Here is a 15,140-nt window from a genome sequence, read left to right as displayed (position 1 = left end):
AGGTATGAAGCTAACTACTACTAATATGTCGAGGGCTTAACTTAATCTAAGATGTTCAACGCAAAGTAATTCTTCTGTATAGTTTTGAAAGAGCAATCTTTCAACTGAATATCTGGTGGCGATGCCTGAATGGATCCACCTGTTCCCATTCCGAACACAGTAGTTAAGCATTCAGAGGCCGAAAGTACTTGCCTGGAGACGGGCTGGGAGGATAGGAAGCTGCCAGTTTGATTCCTCGATAGCTCAGTCGGTAGAGCGTCTGACTGTTAATCAGAATGTCACAGGTTCGAGTCCTGTTCGAGGAGCCAATTTTAAAAATAATCTGGGGAGCCCCCCATAACTAATTGGGGTATCGCCAAGTGGTTAAGGCACGGGACTTTGACTCCCGCACCGCTGGTTCGAATCCAGCTACCCCAGCCATGTTGGTTCACTAGCTCAGTTGGTAGAGCACCTGACTTTTAATCAGGTTGTCCCGGGTTCGACCCCCGGGTGAGCCACCAATATAGATAGTATTCCCCTTTTATCATGACTCACTAGCTCAACTGGCAGAGCAACTGACTCTTAATCAGTAGGTTCACGGTTCGATTCCGTGGTGGGTCACCATTTATGGGCGATTAGCTCAGCTGGGAGAGCGCTTGCCTTACAAGCAAGATGTCGGCAGTTCGATCCTGTCATCGCCCACCATATTATGGCCCCATAGTTTAGTTGGTTAGAACGCCGCCCTGTCACGGCGGAGGTCAGGAGTTCAAGTCTCCTTGGGGTCGCCACTTGATTATAACGCGAAAGCGTTTATAATATAAATTTTCAACTTGTTTTGATGAAATGCCTCGGTAGCTCAGTTGGTAGAGCAGGGGACTGAAAATCCCCGTGTCAGTGGTTCGATTCCGCTCTGAGGCACCATTTATCAAGCTGGTGTAGCTCAATTGGTAGAGCAGCTGACTTGTAATCAGCAGGTTGGGGGTTCAATTCCTCTCGCCAGCTCCACTTAGCTTTTACGCGGGTGTAGCTCAATGGTAGAGCTCCAGCCTTCCAAGCTGATCACGTGGGTTCGATTCCCATCACCCGCTCCACTTTATTGAATAAGCTGCCGGGGTGGCGGAACTGGCAGACGCAACGGACTTAAAATCCGTCGGTTGGAGACAACCGTACCGGTTCGATTCCGGTCCTCGGCACCATTTTCCCTTATTTCGCTAAAAATTATATATTGCGGTCGTGGCGGAATTGGCAGACGCGCTACTTTGAGGGGGTAGTGTTCACAAGACGTATGGGTTCAAGTCCCATCGACCGCACCATCTCTTGACAAATCCATATAATTGATATATAATACAAACATGCGGTCGTGGCGGAATGGCAGACGCGCTAGCTTCAGGCGCTAGTGGTAGCAATACCGTGGAGGTTCAAGTCCTCTCGACCGCACCATTTTTTTATCTAAATGAAATTCATGATACGCGGTTGTGGCGGAATTGGCAGACGCGCTACTTTGAGGGGGTAGTGTTCACAAGACGTATGGGTTCAAGTCCCATCAACCGCACCAGTTGAACTTACAGCTCAAGCTTAACGGCTTGGGCTTTTCTTGTTTTTGAAGGAGGATTAGGAATGAATTTGAAAAGGATATGTGCATCGCTATTGCTGGGCTCTATAGTCATGCTGAGTGCCTTTTCGGCAGAGGCTGGCAGCGGCCGTTTTGGCGTTGAAGCTGCTCCTGGCTACTGGCTTTCACGTACTACCCATGCCCAGGAAGTTATCCTGACACCGGAGCAGATTTCTGCCCAGAATCAGGACTTGCAGCTGCGGGATACCTCTCTTATAGACCTCACAGCCTCTCCTGACCGTTTGCCGGGGCGGGAGGTAAGGCAGCATATCATGGCTGCCATGCAGGACTTTTGGCAGGAGAAGCTGCCTGAGGAGTATGTGGGAGGAGAATTGCTTACCTGGGACAGCTGGCAGCAGGCCCGCAGGAACTGCAAGCTGGTTGATTTGCCAGAGGAGGCAGAGGCAGAGTATGCTGTCACCGTCCAGCGGGCTGCTCTGCGCTTGTTGCCTGTGTCTGAGGCTTGGAATGACGAGCCTGATGAGCATTATGACGACCTGCAGGGCACGGTGCTGGACCCGGCGGAGGCGGTGCTGATCTGGCACAGAAGCCTTGATGGAAAGTTTGCTTTCGTGCAGGCAGAGGATTACCAGGGCTGGGTGAGCCTGGACAGCCTGGCTCTGGCTGAAAGAGAGGACTGGCTGAGATATGCAGCTCCCGCTCAGGTGGCTGTTGTCACCCAAAATCGCAAGACTTTGGAAGCGGGGGGCATTTCCCAGCTCTATCAGCTGGGGGCAGCGATTCCTCTGGGCAAGGTCCATGGCAGCACCGGCAGCCTGGAAGCGGGGACGAGGGGCCTGCTGCTTCCTCAGCGGGACGCTGAAGGCTGGCTTTATATAGACAACTGCCCTGCTGATTTTGATGAAACCCTCCACGAGGGCTATCTGCCCTGCACCCGCGGTAATTTCATCGCCATGGCCTTCAAATGCCTTGGCGATACCTACGGCTGGGGTGGGCAGGATAATAGCGTGGATTGCTCCTCCTTTGTGCAGGATGTTTATCACACCATGGGCCTGAAGATTCCCCGGGATGCCGATCATCAGGAACTGGCACTCTTGAAGCAGGTGAAAATGGGCGGCCTCTCCACAGAGGCACGTTATGCAGCGCTGCGACAGCAGGCTGAGCCGGGAGACCTGCTTTTCAAACCCGGCCATGTGATGATGTATCTGGGCACGGATGCCAGCGGCACACCGCTCTGCATCCACAGCACCAGCGGTTATTTCATCAATGAAGGCACTGGCCAGTATGTGCAGGGAGTGCTGGTGTCGGATCTGACCTATCATAACTCAGCTGGGGAGGAGGCCATAGATGGTCTGACGAGTTTTGCAGGGGTGTGGCATTGAGGCGTGTTGATAAATTTCCTTATAAGGTGTATACTGTAAACTTGTAAACGTTCTTTACCAGAATACAGTTAGCAAAGGGGATATGTCAAAGTGTTCAAGCCACATAAATTAGCCATCATTGGGCTGGGCCATGTGGGCTCTGCTGTACTGGCCCGTGCCATTGCCTGCCAGCTGGCAGCAGATATCGTCTGCATTGATATCAAGAAGGAAGTGGCCCATGGGGAGGCAGTGGATGCGGTGCATTCCCTGTCCTGCGATTACGTGCCTGGGATTCGCGTCCATTCCGGCGGTTTCGAGGAGTGCGCTGATGCAGATGTGATTATCTGCGATGCCGGTCCCAGCATCCTGCCAGGGCAGAAGATGGACAGGTTGACCCTGGCCAAGGAAAACATCGGCGTTATCCGTGAGATCATGGGCGAAGTCACGAAATACACCCGCGAGGCTGTCTTTATCATGATTACCAATCCTCTGGATATCACTACCTATGTGGCAGCCACGGAGTTTGGCTATCCCGAAGGACGGCTTTTTGGCACTGGCACCACCCTTGAAACCATGCGCCTCAAGAGCATCATCGGCAGGCACTACAAGGTGGATGCTTCCTCTGTCCAGGGCTATATGATGGGGGAACACGGCAACTCTGCCTTCCCTGCCTGGAGCACTGTCAGCATCGGCGGCGTGCCCCTCTCGCAGCTTGACGAGTTTTACGACCATGAAGGCAAGCTGGATTTGGAAGAAATCGGCCAGGAAGTTGTGAACACTGCCTATGATGTAGTGCAGTCCAAGGGCTGGACCAACACGGGCATCGCCATGGGAGCCTGCCGCCTGGCCAAGGCTGTGCTCTTTGACGAGCGTGCCGTCTGCCCGGTGTCAATGCCTCTCCACGGGGAGTATGGCCTCCATGAGGTGGCCCTTTCCATGCCAAGCATCATTGGCCGTCACGGCGTAGAGAAGCGCATCCCCCTGCATCTGCCTGCTGAGGAAGAAGAGATGATGAAAAAGAGCGCTGAGAGCGTCAAGGCCGTGATGAGGGCCAATGGGGTAATTGATTGACGAATGTTTTTTGAGCCTTCCCTCCCCAGGGGAAGGTTTTTTATTGCAAAAAAAGCCCCGGCAGGGCCATGCCTTGCCGGGTTGAGAGAATTGAAAGAAAGGAGAAAATGAGAATTAGGGAAATATGGTAATTGGAGGACGGCTTAGTATTGGAACTTGTGCAGGGAATCCTGCAAGTTCTGGGCCAGTTCTGCCAGAGCCTTGGAGGCACTGGCAATCTCGCCAGCAGAAGCGCTCTGCTCTTCGGAAGCGGCAGAGACGCTTTCCATTTCCTCGGCCACCTGGCGGCCCTTGGAGGAAATGCTGCCAGATTTCTCGCTGATATTGCTGGCATCTTCGGCCACAGTCTGCAAATCGTTGATCATGCGCTGGGCGCTGGAAACCACGCTGCCGGAAGCTGTGCGGATGGCCTGGAAGGCATCACGCAGCTGCTCCACAGAGGCTGAACCTTCCCGCACTGCCGTACTGCCCTTCTTCATGGAGCTGACGGCGTCGTCGGTATCTTTCTGAATACCTGCAATGAGGGTTGTAATCTGCTGGGCGGCAGTCTGGCTGGCTTCAGCCAGCTTCCTGACCTCGTCTGCCACTACGGCGAAGCCGCGGCCATGCTCGCCTGCCCGGGCTGCCTCGATGGCGGCATTCAGGGCCAGCAGGTTGGTCTGTTCGGCAATGCCGGAAATGGTTTCCACAATCTGGCCGATTTCCTGGGAACTCTGGCCCAGTTTGTCCACCGTGGCGGCAGATTCACTGACAATCTCCTCTACAGAGAGAATCTGGGATACGGCGTTCTCGATGGACTTGGCACCGGACTCGGCTTCGTCATTGGAGGACTGAGCCTGGCGGGCCACGTCATTGGCAGCTGCGCCCAAAGTGTCTACGGCCTGGCTGGAATGGTCTACAGATTCCTGCATGACAGCCAGGAGCTGCTGCTGTTCCACCACGGCTCCTGCGGAGCTGGTGACGTTCTGGGCCACCTGCTCGGCGGCCTGGGCAGACTGGCCGGAGGAAGCATTGAGCTCCTCGGCGGCAGCTGCCAGCTGCTCGGCAATGCGGCCGGTGTTCTTCATCATGGCATTGAGGGCTACGCGCACGCCCGCCACGGCATCGGCCATTTCACCGAATTCGTCACCACGGATAATCGAGCGTTCCCTGTCGCGGAAATCACCTTCCTTGAGGCGTTCGCAGGCGCCGATGGTCTGGCGCAGGGGATTTACCACTTCGCGGGTGATCCAGAGGGCGGAAACCACGAGGACGATCAGGGCTATGATGCACTCTGCCAGCATCTTGAACTTGGCAGCTTCGCTGTCCTCATCGTTCTTGGTATTCAGGGCCTCAGCTGACTTGGTGGCGGCATCAGCCAGCTCCTCCAGGTCCTTGGCTACCTTGGTGGCCTCGTTGGCATGCTGGTTGTAGACATTCATGCCCTCGTCCTGCTGTCCCGAGAGGGATAGACTGGTGGACTTCTGCAGACTGGCTTTCATGCTGTTCCAGTCCGTCAGGGTTTCTTCGAACTTCGCCTGCACATCTGTGTTGCCGGCGGAAACTTCCTTGAATTTGGCCAAAGCTTCATCGGTGCCCTTCACACCTGCTTCGAACTTGCCGGCCAGATCTTTCATGCGCTCGGGCGTGACGGTTTTGTTGGTCATGATGACCGTCATGGTCTGGGCAGAGCGCATACCCTGGCGGGCATCGCCCAGATGGCTGAGACTGCGCACATCCACCATATACATTTTTTCCATGTCTATCTGGGCTTCCAGGATAGCGGAGTAACCTGAGAAGCCGATAAAGGCCATGCCGACGAAAGCGATGACGGCCAATATCAGCAGTTTGTAGGCTACTTTGAGATTGTCCATGAAACGCATTTAAAATCCCCCTTTTACGTCTATTTATTTTGTAATAGACATATTCGTCAAAGGGGGATTTTTTCCTGCTATATAGTTTTTTTCTATCGGACTATTTTATTTGGTAATGTAGAGGCCTACTTTCTTGCGTGCCTTGGTGAGGGTGCGGCTGGAAATCTTCGTGGCAATCTCTGCTCCCTGCTTCATGAGACGCTCAAGCTCAGCCTTGTCGCCCATGAGTTCATTGAAGCGCTCACGCACGGGGCGCAGCTCCTCAGCTACGGCTTCACCCACAGCGGCCTTGAAGTCGCCGTAGCCTTTGCCTGCAAATTCGCTGGTGATGCCGTCGAGACTCTTGCCCGTGATGGCAGAGTAAATAGTCATAAGGTTGTTGATGCCGTCCTTGCCCTCACGGAAGACCACTTCCATCTCGCTGTCGGTGACAGCCCGCTTGAACTTCTTGATGATGACATTTTCTTCATCGAGAATGGAGATGGTAGCGTTGGGGTTGGTGTCGGACTTGCTCATCTTGGAGGTAGGCTCCTGCAGGCTCATGACCCTGGCACCGAGCTTGGGGAAGTAGCCCTCAGGCAGCTTGAAAGTCTCCCCGTAAACATGGTTGAAGCGGGTGGCGATGTCACGGGTGAATTCCAGGTGCTGGGTCTGGTCAGCCCCTACCGGCACATAGTCTGCCTGATAGAGCAGGATATCCCCTGCCATGAGGGAAGGATAGGTGAAAAGGCCCGCATTGATATTCTCCGGGTGCTTGGCGCTCTTGTCCTTGAACTGGGTCATGCGGCTAAGCTCACCGAACTGTGAGCAGCAGGCCAGGATCCAGCCCATTTCTGCATGGGTGGGCACATGGCTCTGGACGAAAATAAGGCTCTTTTCCGGGTCGATGCCGCAGGCCAGGAGCAGGGCAAAGGCCTGCAGGGACTGCTGTTTCCTGAGTTTCGGGTCAATGTGTACCGTCAGGGAATGAAGGTCGGCGATGAAATAATAGCATTGATAGTCTTCCTGCATCTGCTGCCAGTTTTTCACTGCTCCCAGGTAGTTGCCAAGGGTGAAGACGCCCGTGGGCTGGATGCCGCTGAGGATGATTTTTTTCTTTTCCTGTGCTTCTGACATAGCAATTGCTCCTAACTATCAATAATATATGAATTCAAATAAACTAAAGTCTAGCATAGTCTATTGTCGTTAATTTGTCAATAAAACTGAAAAGTGCAAATAGAGGTGTAACAGGTGGAAGGACGGGGCAGGATATGGTAGAATGGGGAAGTGTCTTATATTAGTTGAGTAGTGAATTTTTCCATTCGGGAGATTTACGCTTCTAGCAGACCTTACCTCCACCGCTTGCGGGGGAGGGGGACCGTCGAAGACGGTGGAAGGGGGATTATATATGAAAAGCGGAAAAATAATGGCTGCCCTGCTGGCGGCAGCTGTGCTGGCGGCACCGGGGAATTTCGCTCTGGCTGAGGAGGCGACACCTGCTGTTTCGGCAGAGACTGAAGCAGGGCAGGGGCGTCTGTATGAGAGCCAGGGGCTGAAGCTGCGGATTCCTGAGGAATACGATGAGCTGCTGCTGAAAGATACTACCGCCCCGGAGGGCAGCTTCTTTGCCGTTTCTGAGAAGGCTTCTGTGGAAGCTGCCCAAAAGGCAGGGGAGACTGAGTCAGGCGCTGGCTGGATTTTCAGCCTGGGTAGGTTGACGGCAGAGCAGCTCCACGAGAAACTTCGCCATGATATGTCCGGGGCTGAGCTGATTGCCAAAGATTCAGAGGGCGGGTACTACATTTACTACCACCCCACTGATGTGCGCTATGTGCGTGAAAGCCAGGAGGATATGGTGCGTGACCAAAGGCAGTGGACCAAGCTGAATGCCTGGGGTTGGGATTATGTGCACGGTGATTTCATCAAAGACAACGGCCTTACGCCTGTGACTGCTGATAACAGCAATATTGGCATCTATCTGGCCAATTTCATCTACGGCCAGCCGGAGGCCTATACTCTGGGCAAGAATGGTGAGGCTCCCTCCACGGCAGATGGTTTTTCTCCGCTGCCCTACGTTGAGAAACTCCTTTACGGGGCCAGCTACAGGAGCGCCAAAGATATTCAGATGCGCAAGTTCAAATACTACACCCTGGTGCTGCCCAGGGAGGGTGTGCGGCTGGATTTCTTCACCGGCAAGGACGGGGAAAACTATGTGCAGGAAGTGCATGAAGGATGGACCAACTACCTTTACCATGCCACTTATCAGGACAAGAGCTTGAAGGCCTATAATGTGATGGCAAAGTGGCTGGAGGACCTGAAGGCCTATCACGAAAAGACCGGTACGGCAGCTACCCTGGAAGCTGCGAGTGCCTGGGGAGAACCAAAGAAAAATAAAAAATAAAAAGAGAGGGAAATGCTTCGGTGTGAAACATTTCCCTCTCTTTTTAGCTTTCCAGTGGGCAGCCTGCAGCCTTTGGGGGAAATTCTCCCCGGCTGGCTGTATGCTGGCCCTCAAAGAGTGCCTGGCTCATGCGGCGGGCCAGTTCCTCCTCCTCAGCGGCAGCAGAGAATACCAGCCCTGCTTCAGCGGGAAGCAGCTGGTTGAGTTCTCCGGCTTCCGTGATAGCCAGCTGCAATCTGTGCTCCTTGTCCTTGCGGAAGGAGTACTTGCGGCGGGTGGCCAGCCATTCAGTAATCATTTCGATGTTCTGGAAGGAGGCGTTCTTGTTGTAGTCCTTGTAGACCTCTGCAGCCAGAGCAGCTGCCTGCTGCTTGTCCTCGGTGATGCCAAGCAGGGAAAAGGTCTGACGGCCTTCTTCGGTAATCAGGGAATTCACTATATAAAACATGGAATCTTCCTTTCTTTTAGCGTATACATTTATTGTAGCAAACTGATTAATCATGTCAATAAGGGGAATATATCAGATGTATACACTCTGTGGACATTGTGGTCGAATGTCCTTATTGATATACATGATTACAAAAGCAAAAAAAACTTTGTTTTATTTTCAGGACCATGTTCACAGAGAATGAACACCAAAGGCACAATCAACTTTTTATAATCCATACTTGATGCACATTTGTGCATAATATATAGAGAAGATAGGCCCAAAAGCCCAATATTAACAGTCTTTACAGTCACTTGGCCTTTTATTGTGCGTAAGAATATGGTAAAATGTCCATCAGTGTGATACATATTAGATTCCGGGAGGAGCAAGACACTCCCGCAGAGAGATTGGAGTTTTACTTATGTCAGATGCACATCCTATTAACAGGAAGAGCGCATTCAATATGCTGTTCTTCATAGAGTTCTGGGAGCGCTTTGGCTACTACGGCCTGCAGGCCGTGCTGGCTATGTTCTTCGTGAAAGCGCTGAACATGGGGGACGCGCAGTCCTTCATCGTCTTCGGTGCTTTCTCCGCCATGGTGTACGGCTATGTGTCCATCGGCGGCTATATCGGTGACAAGGTGCTGGGCACCCAGCGCACTATCGCCCTGGGGGCTATTGTCCTCATGATTGGTTATGCCATTATGGCTTTTGCTGCCAGTGGCGACCAGGTTGAGGAGTACCTGGTATTCGTGGCTCTTGGTGCCATTGCCTGCGGCAACGGTATCTTCAAGGCTAACCCTTCCTCCTTGCTGTCCAAGATTTATGAGGGTGATGAGCAGCATCTTGATTCTGCTTTCACCATGTACTATATGGCCGTGAATATCGGCTCCTTCTGCTCCATGCTGCTGGTGCCTATCGTCGGCTCCATGTATGGACTTTCCCTGGGTTTCTCCATCTGTGCCATGGGCCTGGTGGTGGCTATCGGCGGTTTCTTCAGCTTCCGCTATCTGGTGAAGGGCGTTGATTCCCCCGCTGGCAAGGCACCTTTGTCCGCTACGAAAATGGCTCTGGTGGTAGCCGGTGTCATTGTCATGACCTTCGTTTCTGCCTGGATGCTGAGCCATCTGGAAGTGGCTCATGTGCTGCTGTGGGGCATTGCTGCTCTGGTGTACGGCGTGTTCTTCAAGATGATTTTCCAGTCCCGTGGGGCTGAGCGCAGCAAGATGATTGCCGCCCTGATCCTCATTGTGGAGGCTATTGTCTTCTTCACCCTGTATCAGCAGATGCCTACTTCTCTGAATTTCTTCGCTATCAACAACGTGGAGCACAGCATCATGGGCATTGAGATTCCCGATGCACAGGTGTTCCAGACGCTGAACCCCTTCTGGATCATGCTGGCCAGCCCCATCCTTGCCTGGATGTACAGCCACTTCGGCGATAAGGGCACTGACCTTTCCATGCCCGCCAAGTTCGCCCTGGGCATGTTGCTGACGGCAGGTTCCTTCCTGGTGGTTGGCTTCTCTGCCAAGTTTGCCAGCGAGGCCGGCATTGTGTCTGCCTGGTGGCTGGTTGGTTCCTACTTCCTGTCCTCCATTGGCGAGCTCCTGATTTCCGGCCTGGGCCTGTCCATGATTTCCAAGCTGGTGCCCCAGCGCCTGCTGGGCTTCCTCATGGGGGCCTGGTTCCTCACCACCGCCATTGCAGCTGTGCTGGGCGGCAAGGTAGCAGCTCTCACCGCTGTGCCAGAGGGCATGACGAATTCCGTGGAGACTCTCGGCATCTACACCGGCGTCTTCACCGATATCGGCCTGGTGACTCTGGGCGTGACGGTAGTCATGGCCTTCATGGTGCCTGTGCTGAACAAGCTCATCAACAAGACTGATGAGGCAGAAGAAATTCTTGCCACGAACAACTAAAATATCATACAGAAGCATGCGAAAGCCCCCGGATTTGTTTTTCCGGGGGCTTTCAGCGCTCTTTATTGTAATTACGCTTCCTTCAAATTGTGCTCGACAGAGGCTTCGTCTACTGTCCTGAACCTGTCCACAATGGTGGCGCAGGCAGCGTCGCCGGTGATGTTCACGGCGGTGCGCAGCATGTCGAAGATGCGGTCAACACCGAAGAGGATGGGCAGGGCATCGATGGGGATGCCGCCGGCTACCAGGACGGCCACTACCAGAAGCGTGGGGCCGGGAACGCCTGCCTGGCCCACAGCGCCCAGGGTGCTGGTGACGATGATGGCGATGTACTGGGGCAGGGAAAGCTCCATGCCGTACATCTGGGCGATGAAAGTGGCGGCCATGGCGTAATAGGCGGCGTTGCCGTTCATGTTGATGGTGGCGCCCAGAGGCAGGGCAAAGGAAGTGGTTTCTTTGGATACACCAAGTTCTTCACGTACCGTGTTCATGTTCAGCGGCAGGGTGGCGATGGAAGAAGCGGTGGAGAAAGCAAAGACCTGCACTTTCCACATGCTCTTGAAGAACTGCTTGTAGTTGGTGCACTTGGAGAACATGGCCACAGTCCCGCCAATCATGCCGTAGGTGACGATGGCCAGCACTGCCACGTACAGCACGATGAGGTATAGAATCTTGGTGAGCACCGCATAGCCGAAGGTGCCCGTGGCGTCAGCCATGAGGCAGAAGACGCCGATAGGTGCGGCATACATGATGCCGGTCATGACCTTGATGAAGAGCTCAGTGAGGTAGTTGAAGAAACTCAGCACGAAATTCTTCTTGCTTTCCTCAAGATGGGTGGCGGCAAAGCCCATGAACAGAGCAAAGACGATAATCTGCAGGATATTGCCTTCCACCAGAGCCTGGAAGGGATTGGTAGGCACGAAGCCCAGCACCGTATCCCAGAAGCCGGGAATATGAGTGCTTTCTTCCATGTGTTCCACCTGGATGGCAGCCTCAGAGAGTGCTGCCATCTCGATACCGCGGCCCGGCTGGAAAATCTCGCTGGCAGCAAGGCCCAAAGCCACTGCCACAGCCGTGGTGATGCCGTAGTAGCCAAAGGTCAGAAGACCTATCTTCCCGGCGCTGCTGGAGTTTCCCAGAGAGGCAGCCCCGCCAATCAGGGAAAAGAGCACCAGGGGTACAACCACCATCTTGATGAGGCGCATGAAGAGGTCGCCCATAGGCGCGAACATATGGGCGTTCGGCCCCATGATGAGGCCCACCACAGCGCCCAGCACCGTGGCGATGATAATCCATAGCCCCAGCTTGTCAAGGTTGGTTTTCGTTTTTTCTGACATGAAATTCCCTCCCAAATTTTTCTCGAAACCCGTTCTTACGCACGAAGCCGCATACATATCCTATGGGACATATATGCGGCTCCTTTGCGCGGTTTCTATGTTTACATTTTAACACTTTCGGTTTAAGATGTCTACTACTGAGAGAATTTTTTGAATGTATACATATAAGATGGACTTTTTCAGCAAATTACCATTTCCGTCAGGAAAACCACGGCACAGCAGGCCGCAGCTACCTTGAAAAGGCTGGCGCCCCACCAGGCGAGAAGCAACCCTGAGAGCAGGGCGAGAGTGCCGCTGACGGGGCTCTGGGTGGCCTGAGTCATGGCAGGGAAGGTCATGACGGCCAGGGTCACATAGGGGACATAGTAAAGGAAGGATTTCAAAAAGGGGCTTTTTACCTCTCCCCGAATCAAGGTCAGGGGCAGGATGCGGATGGCCAGAGTCACGGCGCTCATGACCAGAAGATATGTGAATATGCTTGGCTCCATCATGCAGCCTCCTTGTGGGGGAAGAAATAAGCGGCCAGGCCTGCAATAAGCACCGTGAGGATAATGGTGCGGGTGCCGGCGGACAGGTCAGAAATCATAGGGGCAAGGCTGGCCCCGAGGCTCATCAGCATGCTGATGACGATGAGGACGGCGATGATGCGGTCATTTTTCCCTTGGGGTACGATGACCCAGATAAACATGCCGTAGAGGGCCACAGACAGGGCCGATACAGCTGACAGGGGCAGCACAGAGCCTGCCATGATGCCCAGGGCTGTGCCCACGGACCATCCGGGCAGGGCCACCAGCATGGCCCCGTAGTTGTAGTAGGGATTCAGCGGACCGGGCCGGGCAATGGTGATGCCGAAAATCTCGTCCGTCACATCAAAGGCCACCAGGATGCGGTGGTAAAGGGGCAGGTTTTCCGGGCATTTCTGGGACAGCACAGTGCTCATAAGCATATAGCGGGCATTGGCCACCAGGGTGAGCACTGCCATAGTGAGGAGCGTCCCCCCCGAGGCGATGACGGTAAAACCAGCGTATTCCCCCGCCGAGGCATTGTTGAACAGGCTGGCAAAGAAGCCTTCCAAAGCGTTCAAGCCAGCATTCTTGGCGGCAATGCCCAGGGTAAAGGAAACCACGAAATACCCCAAAGCAATAGGCAGTCCGTCCCGCATGCCCTCCAAAAGCACCTGCCGACGGTTGATAGTCCATTCCGGCTGCATTAAAAATCACTTCCGTTTGTAAAATTTACAATATATTATCCTAGTATAGAGTAAAGAAGCGCCCTTAGCAAGAGCGCTTCCTTACATTGTATTATTTTCCGGGGAAGAACAGGGCGAGAGTTTCTTCCTTGGTGGGCTTCCCCTTATATGCTCCGATAATGAAGCAAATCAGGGAAACCGCCAGTCCCAGCACAATCCTGTGCAGGCCGAAGGGGGACCAGTTCAGGGCTTCGGCAAAGGCGGTTGCCCATTCGGCTGAGGTGAGGAGCAGGAGCATCTTGCCCAGCATGGGCAGGACGTAGATGAAAGTGCCTCCTGCCATGGCGAGAATTGCTCCGGCTTTGTTGGCTTTGCGCCAGAAGAGGCCCAGGAGCAGTACCCAGAAGAAGGCTGTCTCCAGTCCGCCGAAGGCGAACATGTTGATGATCCAGATGAGGGAGGGCGGGGTAACGGCGATGAAGAACACCAGCACGCCGATGACGCCTGTAGCTGCCATGGACAGCAGCCTCAGTTTCTTATCCGAGACCCTTTCCCCATTGGCCTTCTTGGCATGGAGGTAGACGTCCTTGATGATGGCGGAGGAGGCCACTATCAGGAGGCCTGAGATGGTGGAGATGGAGGCCGCCAGGGGGCCGATGATGGCAAAGCCTACGAGAGAAGGCGGCATGGCGGTGACAATGGTCTTGGGGATGATGTTGTCCACGCCGCCGTAACTTTCCAGGGGGCCTGTCAGCACTCCGTGAGCCAGGATTCCCGTGAAGTTGATGCCGATATTCATGAAGCCCACGACAACAGTGCCAATGAGCATGGCCTGATGGAGGCCCTTGGTGTCCTTGTAGCTGATGCCGCGCACCACGGACTGGGGCAAGGCGATGGTACAGATGCCCACCAGAATCCACTGGGTGAGGTAGAGGGTCAAAGGCATGTGGCCTGCCGACAGAGGCTCGAACATCTCCGGATGGTCAGCGTGGAGAGTGTTCATGATGTTTTCATAGCCGCCGCCTGCCTGCAGCACATAGTAGAGCAGCAGCACGATGCCCACCATCATGACAATGGCGCAGCAGGTGTCCGTGAGGGCCACGGCCCGGAAGCCGCCGATGGCTGTGTAGAGTACCACTGTGAGGCCGAAAAGCAAGAGCCCCATCTCATAGCTGTACCCTGTGACGGCGGCAAAGAGCTTGGCTCCGCCCACGAACTGGGCTGTCATGGTGGCGCAGAAGAAGAGCACGATGATGAAGGCCGCAAGGCCTGCCAGCCTGTCGGAGTTAAACCGCGCCCTGATGATGTCCACCACGGTGACGGCCTCCAGCCGCCGGGACAACAGGGCCACCCGCTTGCCGTAGACACCCAGTACCAGGAAGATGGCTGTCACCTGTACTACCGCCATGTAAATCCAGCCAAAGCCTATCTGCCAGGCCATGCCCGGACCTCCCACGAAGGAGGAGACGGAGCTGTAGGTGGCTACGGTGGTCATGGCCAGCACGAAGCCGCCCAGATTATGATTGCCGATAAAATAATTTTTTACAAAGCCCGTGCCGGAGCGGGAGCCTTCCCGCCGCACATAGAAGCCGATGCCGATCATCACGCCCATGAAAATCAGCAAGGGCAGCAAGGCAGATAGATTTCCCACTGCAGTCACTCCTTAGTCTCTTTCTCAATATAATTCTTGTCAAAGGGCTGTGAAAGGGCCATGTCCTTGAAGATGAATTTCACCAGTATAAAGGTGAGGAAGATTGCCAGCAGCCATATCCCAACGGTGCCGGCCACCGCCCACAGGGGCAGTCCGAAAATCAGCGTATCGGAGCCAGAAAGTCCAAAACCCAGCACGCACCACATGATGATGAGCAAGAGCAGCACCAGCCCCGTGGCGCCCGCCTCCCGGCAAATCTGCCTGTATTTTTCTTTAGGGGTCATAATTGCCTCCTTATGAAATTAAGTCAGGGGCAGGCAGGAGGCAAAAGCGTAACGTGTGAAATTTTGCCGCCTGCCTGCCCCGAACGCTTCAGCATGAAAAAAGCGCCTCATAGGCGC

General features: G+C 54.2%; 12 protein-coding genes, 13 tRNA genes and 2 rRNA genes (1 of these 27 only partly in view). 19 read left to right on the top strand and 8 right to left on the bottom strand.

Features of this window, described 5'->3' with window-relative positions; all coding sequences use genetic code 11:
• The 17 genes from P159_RS0104150 to P159_RS0104070 all read left to right on the top strand — a co-directional run.
• A 23S ribosomal RNA gene (locus P159_RS0104150) occupies positions 1 to 44 on the top strand (it extends 2,869 nt beyond the left edge of the window).
• Between the two features lie 67 nt (positions 45 to 111).
• A 5S ribosomal RNA gene (gene rrf, locus P159_RS0104145) occupies positions 112 to 228 on the top strand.
• Between the two features lie 4 nt (positions 229 to 232).
• A tRNA-Asn gene (locus P159_RS0104140) sits at positions 233 to 308 on the top strand.
• 37 nt (positions 309 to 345) lie between these two features.
• Positions 346 to 420: transfer RNA gene (locus P159_RS0104135), tRNA-Gln, on the top strand.
• Positions 421 to 424: 4 nt separating this feature from the next.
• Positions 425 to 500 (top strand) — tRNA-Lys (locus P159_RS0104130).
• Between the two features lie 27 nt (positions 501 to 527).
• Positions 528 to 603, top strand: a tRNA-Lys gene (locus tag P159_RS0104125).
• A gap of 5 nt (positions 604 to 608) precedes the next feature.
• Positions 609 to 684: transfer RNA gene (locus P159_RS0104120), tRNA-Val, on the top strand.
• Between the two features lie 6 nt (positions 685 to 690).
• Positions 691 to 767, top strand: a tRNA-Asp gene (locus tag P159_RS0104115).
• A gap of 57 nt (positions 768 to 824) precedes the next feature.
• A tRNA-Phe gene (locus tag P159_RS0104110) sits at positions 825 to 900 on the top strand.
• An 8-nt stretch (positions 901 to 908) separates the two neighbouring features.
• Positions 909 to 984: transfer RNA gene (locus P159_RS0104105), tRNA-Thr, on the top strand.
• A gap of 12 nt (positions 985 to 996) precedes the next feature.
• Positions 997 to 1,070, top strand: a tRNA-Gly gene (locus tag P159_RS0104100).
• A gap of 16 nt (positions 1,071 to 1,086) precedes the next feature.
• Positions 1,087 to 1,175 (top strand) — tRNA-Leu (locus tag P159_RS0104095).
• 31 nt (positions 1,176 to 1,206) lie between these two features.
• Positions 1,207 to 1,292: transfer RNA gene (locus P159_RS0104090), tRNA-Leu, on the top strand.
• Between the two features lie 41 nt (positions 1,293 to 1,333).
• Positions 1,334 to 1,419, top strand: a tRNA-Leu gene (locus P159_RS0104085).
• Positions 1,420 to 1,448: 29 nt separating this feature from the next.
• Positions 1,449 to 1,534 (top strand) — tRNA-Leu (locus tag P159_RS0104080).
• A gap of 62 nt (positions 1,535 to 1,596) precedes the next feature.
• Positions 1,597 to 2,934 carry an NlpC/P60 family protein gene (locus P159_RS0104075; protein ID WP_037376865.1) on the top strand — a complete coding sequence of 446 codons (1,338 nt, stop codon included), beginning with the start codon at positions 1,597 to 1,599 and terminating at the stop codon, positions 2,932 to 2,934.
• A gap of 90 nt (positions 2,935 to 3,024) precedes the next feature.
• Entirely contained in the window at positions 3,025 to 3,984 is a 960-nt protein-coding gene (locus tag P159_RS0104070; RefSeq protein WP_029541693.1) for an L-lactate dehydrogenase, read from the top strand.
• Positions 3,985 to 4,127: 143 nt separating this feature from the next.
• On the opposite strand, the gene P159_RS0104065 is transcribed toward P159_RS0104070, so the two are convergent.
• Together P159_RS0104065 and trpS are read right to left on the bottom strand one after the other, a co-directional pair.
• The gene (locus P159_RS0104065; RefSeq protein WP_029541691.1) at positions 4,128 to 5,846 is read right to left on the bottom strand and encodes a methyl-accepting chemotaxis protein; all 1,719 of its coding nucleotides are present in this window, start codon (positions 5,844 to 5,846) and stop codon (positions 4,128 to 4,130) included.
• 96 nt (positions 5,847 to 5,942) lie between these two features.
• Positions 5,943 to 6,953, bottom strand: coding sequence for a tryptophan--tRNA ligase (gene trpS / locus P159_RS0104060; protein WP_029541689.1), 1,011 nt, complete (start codon positions 6,951 to 6,953; stop codon positions 5,943 to 5,945).
• 271 nt (positions 6,954 to 7,224) lie between these two features.
• Here trpS and P159_RS0104055 point away from each other — a divergent pair, with 271 nt between their 5' ends.
• Positions 7,225 to 8,217, top strand: a complete 993-nt coding sequence (locus tag P159_RS0104055) for a hypothetical protein (RefSeq protein WP_029541688.1) — start codon at positions 7,225 to 7,227, stop codon at positions 8,215 to 8,217.
• 43 nt (positions 8,218 to 8,260) lie between these two features.
• Here P159_RS0104055 and P159_RS0104050 read toward each other — a convergent pair whose 3' ends face one another.
• Positions 8,261 to 8,665 (bottom strand): hypothetical protein, encoded by a 405-nt coding sequence (locus P159_RS0104050; RefSeq protein WP_029541686.1) that lies wholly within the window; start codon positions 8,663 to 8,665, stop codon positions 8,261 to 8,263.
• A 400-nt stretch (positions 8,666 to 9,065) separates the two neighbouring features.
• Here P159_RS0104050 and P159_RS0104045 point away from each other — a divergent pair, with 400 nt between their 5' ends.
• Positions 9,066 to 10,562 (top strand): oligopeptide:H+ symporter, encoded by a 1,497-nt coding sequence (locus tag P159_RS0104045; RefSeq protein WP_029541683.1) that lies wholly within the window; start codon positions 9,066 to 9,068, stop codon positions 10,560 to 10,562.
• A gap of 71 nt (positions 10,563 to 10,633) precedes the next feature.
• Here the strand turns inward: P159_RS0104045 and P159_RS0104040 are convergent, their stop codons facing one another.
• From P159_RS0104040 to P159_RS18355, 5 genes are all read right to left on the bottom strand, one after another.
• Positions 10,634 to 11,899, bottom strand: a complete 1,266-nt coding sequence (locus P159_RS0104040; RefSeq protein WP_029541680.1) for a dicarboxylate/amino acid:cation symporter — start codon at positions 11,897 to 11,899, stop codon at positions 10,634 to 10,636.
• 179 nt (positions 11,900 to 12,078) lie between these two features.
• A complete protein-coding gene (locus P159_RS0104035) occupies positions 12,079 to 12,387 on the bottom strand; it encodes an AzlD domain-containing protein (protein ID WP_029541677.1) in 309 nt (102 codons plus the stop codon).
• The gene (locus tag P159_RS0104030; RefSeq protein WP_029541675.1) at positions 12,387 to 13,109 is read right to left on the bottom strand and encodes an AzlC family ABC transporter permease; all 723 of its coding nucleotides are present in this window, start codon (positions 13,107 to 13,109) and stop codon (positions 12,387 to 12,389) included. The genes P159_RS0104035 and P159_RS0104030 overlap by 1 nt, the downstream gene beginning before the upstream one ends.
• Before the next feature lie 91 nt (positions 13,110 to 13,200).
• On the bottom strand, positions 13,201 to 14,748 hold the full coding sequence (gene panF, locus P159_RS0104025; RefSeq protein WP_029541673.1) for a sodium/pantothenate symporter: 1,548 nt from the start codon (positions 14,746 to 14,748) through the stop codon (positions 13,201 to 13,203).
• Positions 14,745 to 15,023 carry a YhdT family protein gene (locus tag P159_RS18355; protein ID WP_037376864.1) on the bottom strand — a complete coding sequence of 93 codons (279 nt, stop codon included), beginning with the start codon at positions 15,021 to 15,023 and terminating at the stop codon, positions 14,745 to 14,747. The genes panF and P159_RS18355 overlap by 4 nt, the downstream gene beginning before the upstream one ends.
• Positions 15,024 to 15,140 lie beyond the last annotated feature (117 nt).

It is taken from the genome of Selenomonas sp. AB3002 (assembly GCF_000702545.1).
Taxonomy (GTDB): Bacteria; Bacillota; Negativicutes; order Selenomonadales; family Selenomonadaceae; genus Selenomonas_B; species Selenomonas_B ruminantium_A.
Note: the sequence above shows the minus strand (reverse complement) of the source record. Positions and strands in the feature narration are given on the sequence as shown.